The sequence below is a fragment of the Paenibacillus jepli genome (genome assembly GCF_047238105.1).
In the GTDB taxonomy this organism is placed as follows: Bacteria; Bacillota; Bacilli; order Paenibacillales; family Paenibacillaceae; genus Paenibacillus_D.
Map to the genome: position 1 here is coordinate 5,022,349 of NZ_JBDFMD010000001.1, position 17,203 is coordinate 5,039,551.

Here is a 17,203-nt window from a genome sequence, read left to right on the forward strand (position 1 = left end):
GGGTTGCAGATGCAACCGTTTCGCTATTTGTAAGCGAATACAATTAACGGATGATGAACGAGGAGGGATGGGTGTGATGTTCAGTGTTACCAGGAAATGCGCGCGTGTGATCATCGTGGCGGCCATGCTGGCATCCTGTATCACGGTTCCGGCCGAAGCGGCAAGCACGATGGAGGATGAGGTGTTCGATGTCGTCATCTCGCAGCAGGATGAGCAGACCATCAAGGGATGGGGCGTGTTCCCGGCTTGGAACCGCTCGGATTGGGGACGTCAGTTCGTCGACAAGACAGGTGCCCAGGAGGCGCTGTACGATGATCTCGGCGTGACGATGTTCCGGGTGATGATCCCGGCGTCGGCAGGCGACGGCGACGGCAATCTCGTGCCGGCCCGGATCCAGGAGATCCGCGATCTGATCGAGACCGCGCACGATCACGACCTGTACGATTACATGATCTCGGTATGGTCGCCGCCTGTCGGTATGAAGACGCATCCTACGGTGAACGGCTGGACGGGCTCGGAGCATGTCCGGCTGCGGCCGGACAAGGAGGAGACGTATGCCGATTTTCTGACGGACGTGATCCAAGCGCTGGTGGCGGACGGCGCGAGCGCGCCCCGGGCGATCAGCTTCCAGAACGAACCGCTCTCCCAGATTGTCAGCGAATGGTGCTACTGGGGCGGTGACAACGGTCAGCAGTTCCAGCGGTTCACGAAGCTGCTGCGGCAGAAGCTGGATCAGTCCGGTCTGGAGGACGTGCGGATCGTCGCGCCGGAGGGCGCCACCTATCATGAGAACGAAAAGCTGCTCGGTGAGAACTTCGATGCCGTCGCGGCAGATCCCGTGCTGGAGGCTGCGATCGGCGGGTTCGCCTCGCACAGCTACGTCTCGCGCGAGTTCAGCTCCAAGGCGACCATCGAGAGCTATAAACATGCGGTCGACCGCTTCCCGGACAAGGACCGCTGGCAGACGGAGTACAGCTCCCTCCTCACCGGCATCAGCCAGCAAGACATGGCGATCGATGTCTCGCGCAGGCTGATCAGCGACATGGCGTACATTCGGAACAATTACTGGTTCTGGTGGCTTGGCTGGGATCATCAACGGACCATCGGTTACGTTGGCGAAGTCATCACCGAAGGCGATGGCTATACCGTAGACAAGTCAAAGGCCTTCCATATGCTGAGCAAGGTGTTCGGCGAGGTGCCGGCCGGCTCCAGCATGAGACGCGTCTCCGCCGATCCCCTGTCGGGTCTGGTGACGGAGGATGAGCTGTGGATGGATGCCGTTGCTTTCGCCGACGGCGACAAGACGGTAGCGCTATTGGTCAACCCGCTGGAGGAGGTGCGGCGGGTCAATGTCGCCGGGCTGTCCGGCGCTGCGGCGAAGGTATATCAGATGACGGATACGTCGCAGGAGATCGACGGTATGCTGCTGTCAAAGGCGCGCAATGTTGTGAACGGCGCTGTGGCAGACATCGCGCTCCCCGCGCGCAGCGTGACGGTCATCGTCTCGGACGTTGCGGATGAGGCGCCGCCGCTCATTGTGTTTGACCAGAAGGACAGTTCCTCTGTGCTCGATGCGGATTACGCCGTACGCCAGGCGGCCTTCACCGTATCCGGTCGCCTGGATGAGCCCGGTATGCTGCAGATCGACGGCCAGCCTGTCACGGTAGGGCAGGACCTTCGGTTCGAGACCGTGGTGAGCCTGTCGCCGGGCGGCAATACGATTGTCGCGGAGGCGACGGATGCCAGCGCCAATGCCAGCGACGAGATGCATTTGTTCGTGCGGCATGACCCCGCTTATCTGGGCGTCAGCCTGAATCATCGCGACACGGCCGATGTCAATGTACAGGCGTTCACGCTTTCGGGCGTCGCGAACGATGCGGCAACCGTATCCGTGACCCATATCCACGATTCCGTTGTCGTGGCCGATGACAGCGTTGCGGCAGTGCTATCGCCGGGACCGGGTACGCCGTATGCACCGTTCGAGACCGAATTGACGTTGCGGGAAGGTGTCAACCACATTGAGGTGGCGGCTGTGAATGGACTGAATGAGCAGAGCGAGACGGTCGAGATCACGGTCGTCTATGATTCGGTGGCGCCTGTCATTACGATACCTGTGACGGATACGGCAGCCGCAGCAAGTTATGTGCTGCGGGGCAGCCTGAGCGAAGAGGCGACGCTCAGGGTCAATGGAGTCGTGCAGCGTGTAGCGCCTGACTTAAGCTTCGCGGTGATCGTACCGGTGGAGGAAGGTGTCAATGTCATAGCCGTGACAGCCCAGGATCGAGCCGGCAACCTGACTTCGCAAGAGCTGACAGTTACAGCAGCTGTACCGCAGGATAGCGCGATCGCACCGGGGTTGATCCAGGCTGATCTCGTCGCGCCCGAGGATGTGACCATTGACGGTGAACTGTCGGAGCCGCACTGGCATCTGAATCACAGAGCCGCCAAGCTGCTGGCAGGGAGCTCTGATAACGATGTCGCTTTTTCCACAGCGTGGAACGAAGAATTTCTCTATGTGGGCATCCGGGTCATCGATGTCCATAAGGTGAACGATTCCACTCGGGGTTACGAGGATGATTCCGTGGAAATTTATATCGACGGCAACAACGGCCGCAGCGGGACATACGGCAGCGAGGACCACCAGATTACACTCGGTTGGCAGGATGCCGAACTGTCGGTTGGCCGCAACATCACAGGCATCCAGTTCGCCCAGCAGGATCAGGCTGACGGTTATACGGTAGAATTCGCCATTCCGTGGGATGGCATCGGTATCGACCCGCCTCAGGCTGGCACGGTCATCGGCTTCGATATCGGCAACAATGACGACGATGGCACCAATAACGGCTTCCGTCAAGGGCAATTGATGTGGCATGGGAATCTGGATAACTGGAGCAATACCTCGGCGTTTGGCTCCCTGTTCCTCAACGATGGCCGGGTGACGACGATTGCACCGCCTGCGCAGACGCCCATCGTCATAGACGGCGTATTCGCCGAAGCGGCCTGGTCGATCAGTGAAACAGTGGATCAGGTCATGACGGGTAACCCTGCAGGCGCGCTGACCTTCGGCGTGCTGAGCGACAAGGATCATCTATACATCGGACTGGACGTGCAGGCGGATGAGCTGGGCAGCACAGAGGAGGAGCAGGTCGAGTTGTTCCTGGGCGGGGATGCATTGGAGCGGGGAGACGCTTCAGATCCGGTGCGCCGCATCGTGCTGGATCGCCGCAACGGCACAGTGGACGGTGATCTGGGCGTCGTGCATTACGGCAGAACGGAGCACGCAGAGGGCTACTCCATCGAGCTGGCGATTCCATGGGATGAGCTGGAGATGACGCCAACCCGTCATCTGGCGCTGGGGCTCGAGATTGCCTATACGCGGACAGATGCGACCGGCACGTCCGTGTTGGCGTGGAGCGGCGCTGCGAGTCCGCATGCATCGACAGCGGAGTACGGCAACGTACTGCTGCATAACTTTGATCTGCCCAAGCGGGAAGTGGTCGTCGTGGAGCCGCCGGGGCTGAGAGTGTTCAGGGATCAAGGCCGCAATCTGTCCAAGCTGGAGGAGCACTCGGCCAACATCGTGGTTGTCGGCTGGGATCCGGAGAAGTTCGATGGCGACGCCGATCGCATCGGTCACAGCAATGACAATCCCGCCACACCGGAATATGTCGTCTACAAATCGCCGCATGAGGACATATTCTCCTTCTCCATCTTGACAGGCCAGTTCGACAATACGCCGGGCTTCCGTTTCTATGTATCTTCGGACGGTATCAACTACACCCAGATCAATGCGGATTCCAGGCTGATCGGCGGGCAATACAGCTATTCGGTGAGGGAGCGGACCAGTCATCGGCTCGGCACGGGCGCGCGGTATTTGAAGATCGAGTTCCCGGGCACCCTGCACTGGCATGCCTATCTGCTGGACGTGTCCTTCAAGTATGCGGGAGATACGACCTGGGATGAGCTGGAGGATGATGCTTCGGACCTGAGCTTGCTGCATGGCTACTCGCCGGGCATCCGCATCGCATCGTACGATCCGCACAAATTTGGAGGAGATGCCAACCGGTTCAAGCATGCGACCGACAATCCAACCACACCGGAATTCGTAGAATATGCTTCTCCTGACGGAGATATCTTCGACTTCACAGTGGAAACGGCAGTGTACCAGGGGACCGCTCCGTTCAAGATCCTGGGATCGGCGGACGGGCAGGCCTATGAGGAAATTGCAGTTAGCCGGACGCTTGTCCGCTCCGGATTCGGTTATGCGGTGCATGAGAATGTGCCGGCTGACGAACTGGATGAGGGCATACGTTATCTGCGCATTCAGTTCCCGGGCGCAGCCAACTGGCATGAATATATCAATCACGTGCACTTGTCGTACCGGGTGCTGCCGGAGCAGCCCAGCGAGCTGGAGTTCGTCGACGATGGCATCGACCTGAGCAAGCTGTACCAGCATTCCAGTACGATTGCCATCGCCAGTTATGAGCCGGCGAAGTTCGGCGGCGATGCGGATCGCTTCAAGCATACTAGCAATCATCCGAGTACGCCCGAATTTATTGCGTATCAGTCACCGGCCGGAGATATCACCGACTTTCGGATCGTCACCGCACGCTATCAGGGGACACCTCCTTTTGTCTTCCTGGTCTCGGCAGACGGCATAAGCTACGATGAGCTGCCGGTGAGCACGACGCTGCTGAGCTCCGGGCAAGGCTTCGCCGTGCAGCAGCATGTATCGGCTGACCCGCTGGTCCCCGGCATCCGCTACGTGAAGGTGCAGTTTCCGGGCACGGCCAACTGGCATGCGTACGTCAATCAAGTGTCCTTCACCTATTGGAGCAGTTGACCTCCCTCTGCGTTTCCTGCTGGAAGGACAGGTGAACAACAGAAGACTTCTCATTTGGCCCATACTTTGATACAATGGGGTCTGATTTCGATGGAGGAGTCTTAGCGATATGACAGAAAACTTTTGGCGTGAATTGCCGCGTCCTTTCTTTATATTAGCGCCCATGGAAGATGTGACGGATGTGGTGTTTCGTCATGTCGTCAGCAGCGCCGGCAGACCTGATGTGTTTTTTACGGAGTTTGCGAACTCCGAGAGCTATTGTCACCCGGAGGGCAACCAGAGCGTGCGCGGCCGTCTGACGTTTACGGCAGATGAACAGCCGATTGTCGCGCACATCTGGGGAGACAAGCCGGAGCACTTCCGCGAGATGAGCATCGGGATGGCCAAGGCAGGCTTCCGAGGTCTCGATATTAATATGGGCTGCCCGGTTCCCAATGTCGTCGACAATGGAAAGGGCAGCGGACTAATCTGCCGTCCCGAACGAGCGGCGGAGATCATCCAGGCCGCCAAGGCCGGGGGACTGCCTGTCAGTGTGAAGACAAGGCTCGGGTTCAAGGCATTGGACGAATGGCGCGACTGGCTGACCCATGTGCTGAGTCAAGATATTGTGAATCTGTCGATTCACCTGCGGACAAGAAAAGAAATGAGCAAGGTGGACGCGCACTGGGAGCTGATCCCGGAGATCAAGAAGCTGCGGGATGAGGTGGCGCCCCAGACGCTGCTGACGATCAACGGGGATATCCCGGACCGCCAGACCGGCCTGAAGCTTGCGGAGCAATATGGCGTCGATGGCATCATGATCGGGCGCGGGATATTCACGAATCCCTTTGCCTTCGAGAAGGAGCCGAAGGAGCACAGCACGGTAGAATTGCTGGATCTGCTCCGGCTGCATCTGGAGCTCCAGGAGCGATATTCTGAGCAGGTGCCGCGTTCGTTCAGCGCGCTTACCCGCTTTTTCAAGATCTATGTCCGTGGATTCCCGGGGGCAGGCGATCTGAGAAACCGTTTGGTGAACCTCAAGTCGAGCGATGAAGCGCGGGCGCTGCTGGATGAATTTACAGGATCGTTGAATGTGGAGTAACAATGGCACCAAAAAGGATGATTTCAGGCCGGAATGGTCTTGTAATCATCCTTTTTTCGTTCGCTTTAGCGAAGAGCCCTGCTACTGCGGGTCTATCACGGACACCAGATAACCATAGCCTTCCTTCTCCATGCGGTCCAGGGGGATGAAGAGGATGGCTGCACTGTTGATGCAGTACCGCTGGCCGCCGCGATCCTCGGGACCGTCATTGAACACATGGCCGAGATGGATATCGCCTGCCCGGCTGCGCACCTCGGTGCGCACCATGCCGAAGCTGTTGTCCTCATGATAGGTGACGACCTCCGGTATGATCGGCTTCGTGAAGCTGGGCCAGCCGCAGCCGGAGTCGTACTTGTCTGCACTGGTGAACAACGGCTCTCCCGTCGCGATATCGACATACAGACCCGGCTCATACGTATCCCAATATTCATTGCTGAATGCGCGCTCCGTATCATCGTTGACGGCGACCGCATACTGAATAGCGGTCAGGCGCTCCTTTAACTGTTCATCGGTCGGACGGGGATAGAGCGCGGCGTCGATCATCAGCTCTTGATCATCAAGCACACTCAGATCGATATGGCAGTAGCCATTCGGATTTTTCTCCAGGTAGTCCTGGTGATACTCCTCCGCGAGATAATAGTTCTGTAAGGGCAGCACTTCGGTGACGATGGTCTGCTCGTATCGGGTCTGCTCCTCGGCTACGACCTGTTCGATGACCGCCGCTTCCTCAGGCGAGGTATAGTAGACGCCCGAGCGGTACTGGATGCCGCGGTCATTGCCTTGCTGGTTCACGCTGGTTGGATCGATCACCCGAAAAAAATAATCCAGCAACGTCTGCAGCGTCACTTGCTGCGGATCATAGCTCACATGGACCGTTTCCGCAAACCCCCGGTCTCCGCGAATCACATCCTCATAGGTTGGATCCTCGCCTTCGCCGTTGGCATAGCCCGAGGTTACATTGTGAACCCCCTGGATCCGGGACATATATGCCTCTACACCCCAAAAGCAGCCGCCTGCCAGGTACAGGTCGCGCAGCTCCTGCGGGGAGCTGTTCATCACATTGACGGGGGAAGGCGAGGCTTGGGTCGTACGATTCTCACTCATGCCGCCGCAGGCCGACAGCAGGATGGCAATAGCAAGCAGACATATAGCGGATACCGTAGCTTTCATGATTTGCTCCTCCTTCCTTAGGCAATTTCGTCTAGCGTCTCGATAATTTGCTCACTGGAAGCATGACCGGGCAGTGCTTTGACCAGAATGCCGTCGGAGCCGATATAATAGGAACTCGGATACGCGCGGACCTGGAATTGCTTCGCCCATACACCATTCTCATCCAAGAGTACGGTCAGATTATCATAAGGCTGCCTGTTGAACCATTCGGCGAACGCCGCCGACGATTTCTCGCCCTTGTAATTCGGAGCAACGATGGTAATCACTTGAAAGTCGCGGTCTTCGCCAGCCAGGGTGTTCAACTCCTCCAGACCGGCGAGGCAGATGGAGCACCAGGAAGCCCAATATTTCACATAGACCTTCTTCCCCTCGAAATCTGCCAGCTGCACGGAGTCGCCATTCAGATCTGCAAGCGCAAATGCAGGCGCAGCATCTCCCTTGTTCATGGCAGCCGGCGCGCTCATATTCGATGCGGGGGCCTCTTGCTGGGCACTGCAGGCGGTCAGGACAGACAGCAAGCCGCCGATGATGAGTAGATCGCGCATCCACTTCCGCGTACGCTTCATGTTGGATTCCCCCTTGATTATTGAAACCATGTGACAATCGTATTCAGCTGATCGGTCATCAGCAGGATGCCCATGACGATGAGCATGCAGCCGGATACCGCCTTGATGACGCCCATGAATCGGTACAATCGGCGCACGCGCTGGATAACGTAGTCCGAGAACAAAGACAGGACCAAAAACGGGATGGCCAGACCCAGCGAGTAGAGCAGCATGAGCAGCCCGCCATAGGCCGGTGAGCCTTCGCCCGCTGCGATCCCGAGGACGGCTGCCAGCACAGGGCCGATGCAGGGGGTCCATCCGAAGCTGAACGTCAGGCCGAGCAGGAAGGCTCCGATATAGCCGCCTGGCCTCAGACGGGGGCTGGACAGCCGGCGCTCCCGCTCCAGCCAGGATAACTTGATCCATCCGGTCTGATAGATCCCGAACAACACGACGATGGCCCCGCAGACGGCGATAAAGGCGGAGCTTGCGATGATATGACCGAGTACGCCGGAGCCAAAGCCGAGCACGATAAACACGACCGAGAGGCCGAGGACAAACAACAGGGTCCGCAGCACAAACGGCGAACGGAAACGATAGGAAGGCGACTTGGCCGCACCCTGATCCGCGCCGCTGGCGATGCTCCCTGATAAATAAGACACATAGACCGGCAGCAGAGGTAAAATACAGGGGGAGAAAAATGACAACACCCCTGCGCCGAAGACACCAAAAAGGAATACAACATCTCCCGTCAACGCAGCCACCACCTGAATGCAAGGTATGAAACGTTTCGTTTAGCGACTGCCGTAGATCGGCAGGGTGAACCAGAAGCAGCTGCCGGCTCCCTTGGCGCTATCCACGCCAATCTCGCCGCCGTGGAGCTGGACAATGGATTGTGCAATGGCCAGACCGAGGCCGGCCCCGCCATTGTTTTTGCTGCGGGCTTTATCGGTCCGATAAAACCGTTCGAAGATCCGTGACGTTTCGGCCGAGTCAATCCCTTGACCTTCATCCGTCACTGAAATGCGGAGAAAGCGACCTTCCTCGGCAGCGGATAAGACAATCTTCCCTTCCACAGGGGAGTGCTGGATCGCATTTTGCAATAGATTGGACAGTACCCGCTTGATCTGACCCGGCATCATGACGGCAGCAGGCAGTTTATCCGGCAGCTCGATCTCGACGTTCAGCTGTTTCTCGGCGAGGTGAAACGAGAAGCTCTCCAGGGTGCTGATCAGCAGCTCATCGGCATGCCAAGGCTGCGGCTCGAACGCTTCGCCCTTAGCCTCCAGACTCGATAATTCGAATAAGTCCTGGATCAATCCGCCCAGACGCTTCGTCTCCAGCCGGATGGTGTTCAGATAACGCTGGAACGTTGCTGGATCCTTGATGACATCGTCCTCCAACGCTTCGACAAACGATTGGATGGAGGCGAGCGGCGTGCGGAGATCATGGGAGACGTTGGCGATTAATTCCCGCCGGGCGGACTCGGAATGATGCAGATTGTCGAAGCTTTCCTTCAGTTTGCCGCTCATGACATTGAATTGCTGGGCCAGCAGCTTGAATTCCTGCGGGCCGACGAAGGGGACCTCCGTGTCGAAATCCCCTTCGGCTATGCGCACGGTCTGCTGTGTAATCCGGGCCATTGATTTCTCTAACGGTCGGGTCAGCAAATGCTGCAGGATAAACGAAAGCAAGCCAACCGCAGCCGTGACGCCAGATAACCAATAGAACTGTTCAATAGAAAGCAGCATCCTGGAGTAGCTGACAAATAAACAAATTAACAAGACGCTAATCCCGGTCAGGTTGGACAACAATAAGTACGTTCGCAGTTTCATGAGTTGCCCTCACCCGAAAATTTATAGCCGATCCCCCAGACGGTCTTGATGAATCGCGGCTCCGAAGGGCTCGGCTCGATCTTCTCCCTCAATCTCCGGATATGGACCGTCACCGTCGTTGTATCGCCTTCGTAGCTAAAATCCCACACCTTGCTCAAAATCTGGGTTCGGGAAAACACCTGGCCGGGGTGGCTCGCCAGCAGATGCAACATATCAAACTCGGTCACGGTCAAGTCAATCGACTGTCCGCCAATCTCCACTTTGCGCTTGGCAACGTCAATAGCAAGTCCTTCGTATTGGATCGTGTTCTCAGCAGCTGTGTCGGACGGGGCCTGCACGTATCGCATCCGGCGGAGGATGGCCCGCACCCGCAGCACGAGCTCCCTTGGGCTGAAGGGCTTGGTCATGTAATCATCCGCCCCGATCGTAAGGCCCATCAGACGATCCTGCTCCTCACCGCGGGCGGTTAACATGATGATCGGGACATCGGCGGTTTGCCGAATCTCGTTGCACACTTCCCAACCATCCTTGTGAGGCATCATCAGATCAAGCACGATCAGATGAGGCGTCTGATGGCGCCATAGCTCCAATGCTTCGAGCCCGTCCCTGGCAGTGAGGACTTGATAGCCTTCCCGTTCCAGATATCGGCGACACACATCGGTAATGTTGCTGTCGTCATCCGCCACCAGTACGCATTCATTCATGCTGATCCACCTCAAGTTCCGAAAGTTCTCGTTGACTTCATCATACCATAAGTGGATAATTTTGCTTCAATGTCATTACTTCATCATGGCCGGAGCGGGCTTCAAATATTGCATGATCAGCATTTCTGTTACATAAGTACTGCCGTCATAGATAGCCGGCGCGAGATCCAGATTGTAGGTCTTGCCGTCTACCGTTATCATTTTCGAGCCAATCGTTAATTTTATCATTTCTGCCATCGGCTTCATACCGCTGTCCATCATCATGTCATCCTGCATCATCATGTCATCTGCCATCATCATATCGTCATCCATCATCATGTTATCCTTCATCATGGTTCCCATGTACATCAGCGTGACCGATTTCTCTGTACTGTTCCACTCAATGCTGTAGCCATACATGTCAGCAGCCTGTCTCAGGTGAACAAGCTCCATGCCGTCCTTTTTCATCGTCATCGGCGCGGCATTCACCAGCCCCGACCATACCAGCGACAGCGCCAACACCATCATCACGATCAAGGTCCTGCTTTGTCTGCTTCTTCTCATACGTATCACACTCCATCATTTTGTAGTTACATGGCATAGGATACGGGGGAGAGCTTACGATTGTCTAAGTGAAAGATTACGATTGTATTAAGACCCGTTAGAGCCTCTCGGCCCGGGCGATTATCGCCCGACATTGACGTCTTGCGAGTCCACGCTGCCTCAAGCGCGAGCTGGGAGGAACGGTAATAAAAGAAAACTTGACTCGTTTCCGTGGCTGCCGGCCTGGGGGGCATTCTTACGTAATGACAGCCTCTTCCTAAAATGAAAGAAGCCCGATTCTTACTCTCTGACAGGGGTGAGGGGAAGTAACGGTTTATCCGAAACGAGGCGAATTCTACAATAAACATGTGATGTGTAAGCGGTAACAAAATGTGCAACTCAAAAAAAGAAGAAGGGTGGGAGGCAGGTTAAGGATCGGAATTGGCTCGCTGAAGGATGATAACTAACGAAGCGGAGGTTGAATCTATTGTTGAACGTATTGCATACTCGCTACCGCAAGCTTATGGTGTCATGGGTAGCCCTTGTCCTCGTTTTGTCTTCAGTCTGGATTCCTGGTGGAAGCCCCCAGAGGGCTGCCGACGCAGCCAGCACGACCAGCGACGCAGCCGTTCAAGTCGCGGTGTCCCAGGCAGGGTACAGCAAGGAGGATATGAAGCTGGGCTCTGTCGCGTCCGCGCGGCTGCTACCGGACCTGGCTTTTACCATTGCGCCGGATGGCGGCAATGCGATCTTCAACGGAACCTTGCAATATGAAGGGCTTGTCTGGGGCGAACATGTCTACACGGCTGATTTTACGAGTCTCCAACAGAGCGGAACGGCTTTACGGCTGTACGCTGGAGGAGAACAGTCGCCGCTGTTTCGCATTGAGGACAACATCTGGCTGCGCTACCGGGACGAGATGACGGCCTTCTACCGCAGCTTGCGGGCCAGTGTCGACACCATCGATGCGCTGCCGGCCGGCTACACCGACACCCCGTTGTCGCCGAAGGCGTACCATCAGGCGGGGCATCTGGATGATGCCTGGGACAAGAACGATGTATTTGCCACCTATGATATTACCCTATTGGATGGCACCCGGCCAGCACCCGGCTTGCATTACGATTTGACAGGCGGGCATTACGATGCGGGGGACTATGGCAAATACGCCGGCAACCAATGGGTGGGCGGCCAGCTGGCACTGGCCTATCTGAGGTTTGCCGAGTCGGACACCGTGCAGTTTGACTATGACAACAACGGCGTCCCGGATATTTTGGATGAGGTGCGCGTGGCGACGGAGTATGTGCTGAAGTTCACGGACCAGTTCGATGGCGCCGTGTTCGATATTCCGGAGAAAGGCGGTTTCAGGCATCCGGAGCTGCTCACGGATAATCATCCGCTGTCTCCTGTGGGTTACCCGGATGACCGTACCGTTGGGCGGCTCGGCATTGGCGGCTCATTCAAAGCTGCGGGCGTGATGGCTTCGGCGGCACGCGCGTATGAGGCTTGGCTGGACGAGTACGGGATAAATGATGCGGATGCAGAGGCTTTTGCGGCAAGAGCTGCAGCGGGAGCTGTTAAAACCTACGAATATGCCTATATCAACCGGGAAAAGTCGCAAGGCAGTTACCATACGAACCTGGATATCACCAACGCGATGCTGTGGGCAGAAGTCGAACTCTACCTGCTGACCGGAGATCCGCCCTACTATGATCGAGCGGTGCAGCGAGTGGCGCTGCTGGAGGAGGGGGACGTAAGTTCCACCAATTATTGGAGTATGCGCCCGATGGCCATGGTTGAGCTGTACCCCGTTGCAGATGCAGTCACGCAAGCTCGCATTCAGGAACTGCTCAAGTCCCGCGTCGATTATTTCATGTCGGTGGCACAGGATACACCCTATGGTGTGCTGAATGAATTCAGCAATTTCGGTGTTAACGAGCCCCATGTCTCGTATGTGGGCGATCTGGTCCGCTATTACGAGCTGTTCGGCGACCCGGAGGTACTCAGCGCAGCCAAGAAAGGGCTGTACTGGGTATTTGGCAACAATCCCTGGAGTACCAGCTGGGTGTCCGGGGTAGGGGAGCACCATGTCCGCTATCTGCACACCCGGTACGATACAGAGATCCGTAATCCCAATAATGAAGGCATTGTCATCCCCGGCGCCATGGTCAGTGGACCGAATGTGAAAGATCCGACCATGCCGAATAGCGTATCGGGTCCGTGGTACCAGGATCGGACGATCCTTGAAGATGACGTTCATCAATGGCGCTACAACGAGTTCAGTATTAGTATCCAGGCAGGACTTTTCTATTCCATTATGGCGCTCGGCGCACTGGATGAGCCTTCGGTGCCTGCGGGGAACGAGGGTGGCTTAACCATACTAAGTCCGCAAATCGGTGATCTGGTCACCGGAGAGGTGCAGGTGGTTGCAGCTGCGTCTCCAGGTGTGTCAAGCGTGCAACTGGGTAACACGGCGATGATTCAGACGGGCGAGGTCTGGACGGGGGCGGTGAACACAAGCGCTTCCCGACCTTATGCGAACGGGCGGTTGAAGGCGAAAGGGACGGATGTTAATGGTAGCATGGTTTCGGCCAATGCCCATTACACCGTGGCTCCGCCGCTTCCGAGTCCCGAGGCTCCGCTGTTATTCGATAATTTTGAAGGAGGCGGAATTTGGGGCAGTCAGAATCTGGCGTGGATGAACTGGTGGACCCAAGGCGCCCAGCCGGCCAACACGACAGACGGTACCTATGTCCGGGGAACGGAAGACGGAGTTTCGGTAGGTATCTTCACACATGAGCCATCTTCGCCGCAGGCGCAGGCCAAATTTCAGCCTTGGCATTACAAGGCCGACCTGTCCGGTTACCAGTACCTCTATGTCACCTTGAAAAACTCTGGCCGCCATCCGGGCCTACAGTTCAAGGCCCAAATTAACGCCAGGGATGTGAACGGCGGTTTGCAGACCGTCCCGAATGAGTGGACGACACTACAGTTCGATCTGGATCAGATGGCGAATCTGAACAAAAGTGCCATCGAGCTGACGCTCTGGCTGCGCGGAGGTACGCAGGCGGGTGACATGCTGATCGACAACATCTACGCCGGCAACGAGACGTCTGGCAGCGCGCCGGTATTGTCCGATGCCGATGTTCATGCGTTAACTGGAGATGAGGACACGACCTTTCATTATTCCGTTGTCTATACCGATGCGGACAATGATCTGCCTCATGACGTACAGCTGATTGTTAACGGTGTGGTGCAGTCGATGGTAGAGGCGGACGTCACGGATCATGATGTGACCAATGGCAAGCGCTATATCCTCTCTAAAAATCATGTTCGTGGACCGCACCAGTTCTATGTCCGGACGACGGATACGCGAACGGCTGTTGTGCAAACAGCGGTGCAGACAGGGCCGGCGGTGACATCCGTCTCCTCACCGTCCGGAATGCCGGGGGCGCCAGTCAATCTGCAGGTTGTATCGGTCACAGATGCTACGGTGCTGCTGGAATGGACACCGCCGCTGGATGATCGTGCGCTGACGGGGTACCATGTGTACCAGGACGGCGTGCTTGTCGGTATGACAGGTGCGGGGGCAGTCAGCTATGAAGTGAACAGTTTGCAGCAGCAGACCAGCTATGTGTTCCATCTTACTGCGCTTGGCGCAGGAGGCCAGGAATCGGCGCTCAGTCATACGATATCCGTGACTACACCGGAGAAGGTGCTGGCGCCGACCCGCTTCCCGGGGCAATTCGCCTTGGGCGCCAATGAGCGCAAGACAGCATCTGATTGGCCGGGCAGCTCCCAGCAGACGCCGCTGGGGTGGGGCAAGCTCTGGCAAAGCGCGCAGCCGATGCGCTGGTCGGTTCATTTCCCGGAAGCGGGCGACTATTCATTTGCCTTGCGCGCTTACGGGGATGGTCCCGCCGTTTCGCTGCGGCTGCGTGTGGAGGGACAGACCGTGCCGGATACGGAATGGACGCTGACGGGCGCATGGCAGAGCTATGAAGGCAGCTTGAGTATCGCGACACCGGGGCTGCATACGGTAGAAATCCTCAACACCAGCAGCGCTGCGAACAACAATGTGAATGTGGCGCATCTGGATATTACGGGCGCTGCGCCGGCTGCATTTACCTTGGCAGCGCCTGTCCATAATGCTGTGCTGGCAGGGACGTCTGCCACGCTGGACTGGACCCAGAATATTGCCGGCCGGACGTTCGCGCCAAGTGGGGCGGAGACCTATACGGTGGAGATTGCAGATGATCCTGGCTTCACCGCCCCGATAGTGCGCGCGACGGTCACAGGTACCGTCTATGAAGCGGCAGAGCTGGAGCCGAGCAAGCTGTATTACTGGCGGGTAACCGCCCGTAATGCTAACGGTTCCACTACAAGCAGCACGTTCCAGTTTACTTCAGGGGCGGGGAGTGAATAAGGGAGATATGAAGATGAGGACGATGGCAAGTAAAGCTGTTTCAAAGCTATACACTTATATGGACCAGATGGAAGTGCCGACTAATTTTGTGGCAACGAGTGAGACTAAAGAGGCCTACCTTCAATTAATGGAGGCCTCACTCTCGGGGTACGGTTTAGACCGCGCGGACTCGAGCTGGGGCAGAGACAGTGAAGGGAAGCCTAAGGATATGCAGGCTTACTCCCGTATTGTGTGCGTACTGGGCGGGCTCATTAGCGCGGGCCGGCAGGTGAAGCTGAAGCCATTGTGGGAGCACATGATGGGGGCAGCCTGCCGCCAACTGCCCCGGATGACAGGAGACCAGATGGCCGACTTCGCCACCAAGGAGCTGCTGCTGGCCTACAAGGCGATGAAGTCTTATGTCACGGCCGGGCAGCGGCGAGATTGGGCTGCTCTGCTCTCAACCATCGATCCCGAGGTCAACTATGTCCATACGCGCTCTTCCGTCTCTGACCCCGGTCGGCTGCATAATATCAATCTGTACAATATGGCCGGCGAGTATATGCGCGAGACGGAGGGGATGACGGATGCGGCCCCTTATCTGGATGCCCATTGGCCGCTGCAGCTGGAGAAATTCGACGAAAACGGAATGTACCGTGATCCCGGCTGTCCGCTGCTGTACGATCTGGCGTCCCGCTGTCATATTCAACTGATTCTGGCTTATGGGCATCAGGGGCAGTATGTCGAGGAGTTGGACCGCCAACTGGAGGCCGGGGGCATGATGACGCTGTTCCTGCAATCAGCGGCCGGGCACATCCCCTTCGGCGGGCGCAGCAGCCAGTTCCAATTCAACGAAGCGCTGGCCGCTGCCTGCGCGGAGTATGAGGCGGCCCGTCACCACCGTGCGGGCCGTGCCAAGCTGGCGGGTGCATTCAAACGGAGTGCACGGCTGTCGGTGCGAGCTGTGCGCCGCTGGGTCTTGGACATGGCGCCGCCTCGTCATGTCAAAAACGGCTACGGGGTTGGAACGGGCTACGGGGCTGAGCCATATGCCTATTATGACAAGTACATGGTTACGCTAGGCAGTTTTGCCTACATGGCTTATTTGTTTGCCGATGATGCGATTCCCGAGCAGCCCTGCCCTGCGGAAATCGGCGGTTACTTGCTGGCCACGTCGCCAGCGTTTCACCAGATTGTGGCCTCGGCCGGCGGCCAATCGATCCAGCTCGATACCGCTGCGGACGGACGGTATGATGCGACGGGACTGGGGCGCTACCACCGGAGCGGGGTAGCCGCCGAGGTAGGATTGTCTTCGCCGCTCTGCAGCCATCCCGAGTACTTGCTGCCAGGCGGTGCAGCAGCCCGGGCAGCAGCGATCGGTCCAGGCTGGGAGCGTCCGGATGGAGCCGTCGCCTATCTGGCGGAGCAGGGTGCAGATCTGCAGCATCAATGCACGGTGCATGTGGAGGAGGCGGATCGCGTATCTTTCAGCATGGTCTACTCCGGAGGTGAGGTGCCGGATGGGCTGGCGCTGCGGGAGACGTATATTCTGACGCGAGAGGGGCTCGATATCCAGGCCGTTCAGGAGGCAGCAGGAGGATGTGTAGATGGAGGCTCGGCAGGAGCGCTGCTGTCGACAGGAATGATTCACTACAGGGTGCCGCTCTTCTGCAGCAATGGTGCAGAGGAAAGCACCCTAACGATAGAGCGTAGCGGAGATGCGGTACAGGTGACTGTCATGTTGGGTAATGCCCGTTACAGCCTTTCGACGGAAGGCAGCCTCGAGATCGAGGAGGAACGCTGCGGCAACCGGAATGGCGAATACCGCCTTGCCAGCATCCGCGCAGTCGGCCCGACCATTAGACTGAAACTAAGGCTGTGGCGAACGTCGGATGCAGCGGAAGGATGATCTGGAGAGCTCTCAAATGCAGCTAAACCGCGGGATTCTTACTCCGTGACAGGAGCGGCAGAAAATGACGCTTCCCGTCAGAAACGATTTGGACTATCATTACGTGTAAACGATTGTGCGGGGCGGGGGAGAGTAACGTACACTGCGCAGGGCAGACGCTTCGGGCTGATGAAGACGAAGCTTATTGGACGT

The 17,203-nt window shown here is 57.3% G+C and carries 10 protein-coding genes; 4 read left to right on the forward strand and 6 right to left on the reverse strand.

Translation table 11 applies throughout. From position 1 onward, the window contains the following. Positions 1 to 76: 76 nt before the first annotated feature. Positions 77 to 4,843 (forward strand): sugar-binding protein, encoded by a 4,767-nt coding sequence (locus tag ABC336_RS21585; protein ID WP_413242574.1) that lies wholly within the window; start codon positions 77 to 79, stop codon positions 4,841 to 4,843. A 109-nt stretch (positions 4,844 to 4,952) separates the two neighbouring features. Continuing rightward, complete coding sequence (locus ABC336_RS21590; RefSeq protein WP_413240593.1) at positions 4,953 to 5,924, forward strand: tRNA dihydrouridine synthase; 972 nt, start codon at positions 4,953 to 4,955, stop codon at positions 5,922 to 5,924. A gap of 81 nt (positions 5,925 to 6,005) precedes the next feature. Here ABC336_RS21590 and msrB read toward each other — a convergent pair whose 3' ends face one another. From msrB to ABC336_RS21620, 6 genes are all read right to left on the reverse strand, one after another. After that, entirely contained in the window at positions 6,006 to 7,094 is a 1,089-nt protein-coding gene (msrB, locus tag ABC336_RS21595) for a peptide-methionine (R)-S-oxide reductase MsrB (protein ID WP_413240594.1), read from the reverse strand. Between the two features lie 17 nt (positions 7,095 to 7,111). After that, positions 7,112 to 7,660 (reverse strand): redoxin family protein, encoded by a 549-nt coding sequence (locus tag ABC336_RS21600; protein WP_413240595.1) that lies wholly within the window; start codon positions 7,658 to 7,660, stop codon positions 7,112 to 7,114. 17 nt (positions 7,661 to 7,677) lie between these two features. After that, complete coding sequence (locus ABC336_RS21605) at positions 7,678 to 8,403, reverse strand: cytochrome c biogenesis CcdA family protein (RefSeq protein ID WP_413240596.1); 726 nt, start codon at positions 8,401 to 8,403, stop codon at positions 7,678 to 7,680. 30 nt (positions 8,404 to 8,433) lie between these two features. After that, positions 8,434 to 9,474, reverse strand: a complete 1,041-nt coding sequence (locus ABC336_RS21610) for a sensor histidine kinase (protein ID WP_413240597.1) — start codon at positions 9,472 to 9,474, stop codon at positions 8,434 to 8,436. Beyond that, on the reverse strand, positions 9,471 to 10,178 hold the full coding sequence (locus ABC336_RS21615; protein WP_413240598.1) for a response regulator transcription factor: 708 nt from the start codon (positions 10,176 to 10,178) through the stop codon (positions 9,471 to 9,473). Before ABC336_RS21615 ends, ABC336_RS21610 begins: the two co-directional genes overlap by 4 nt. A gap of 75 nt (positions 10,179 to 10,253) precedes the next feature. Next, the gene (locus tag ABC336_RS21620; RefSeq protein ID WP_413240599.1) at positions 10,254 to 10,721 is read right to left on the reverse strand and encodes a stalk domain-containing protein; all 468 of its coding nucleotides are present in this window, start codon (positions 10,719 to 10,721) and stop codon (positions 10,254 to 10,256) included. Between the two features lie 466 nt (positions 10,722 to 11,187). Between ABC336_RS21620 and ABC336_RS21625 the strand changes: the two genes are divergently transcribed. Together ABC336_RS21625 and ABC336_RS21630 are read left to right on the forward strand one after the other, a co-directional pair. Further along, on the forward strand, positions 11,188 to 15,123 hold the full coding sequence (locus ABC336_RS21625; protein WP_413240600.1) for a glycoside hydrolase family 9 protein: 3,936 nt from the start codon (positions 11,188 to 11,190) through the stop codon (positions 15,121 to 15,123). 13 nt (positions 15,124 to 15,136) lie between these two features. Beyond that, a complete protein-coding gene (locus tag ABC336_RS21630; RefSeq protein WP_413240601.1) occupies positions 15,137 to 17,011 on the forward strand; it encodes a hypothetical protein in 1,875 nt (624 codons plus the stop codon). The last annotated feature ends 192 nt before the right edge of the window (positions 17,012 to 17,203 follow it).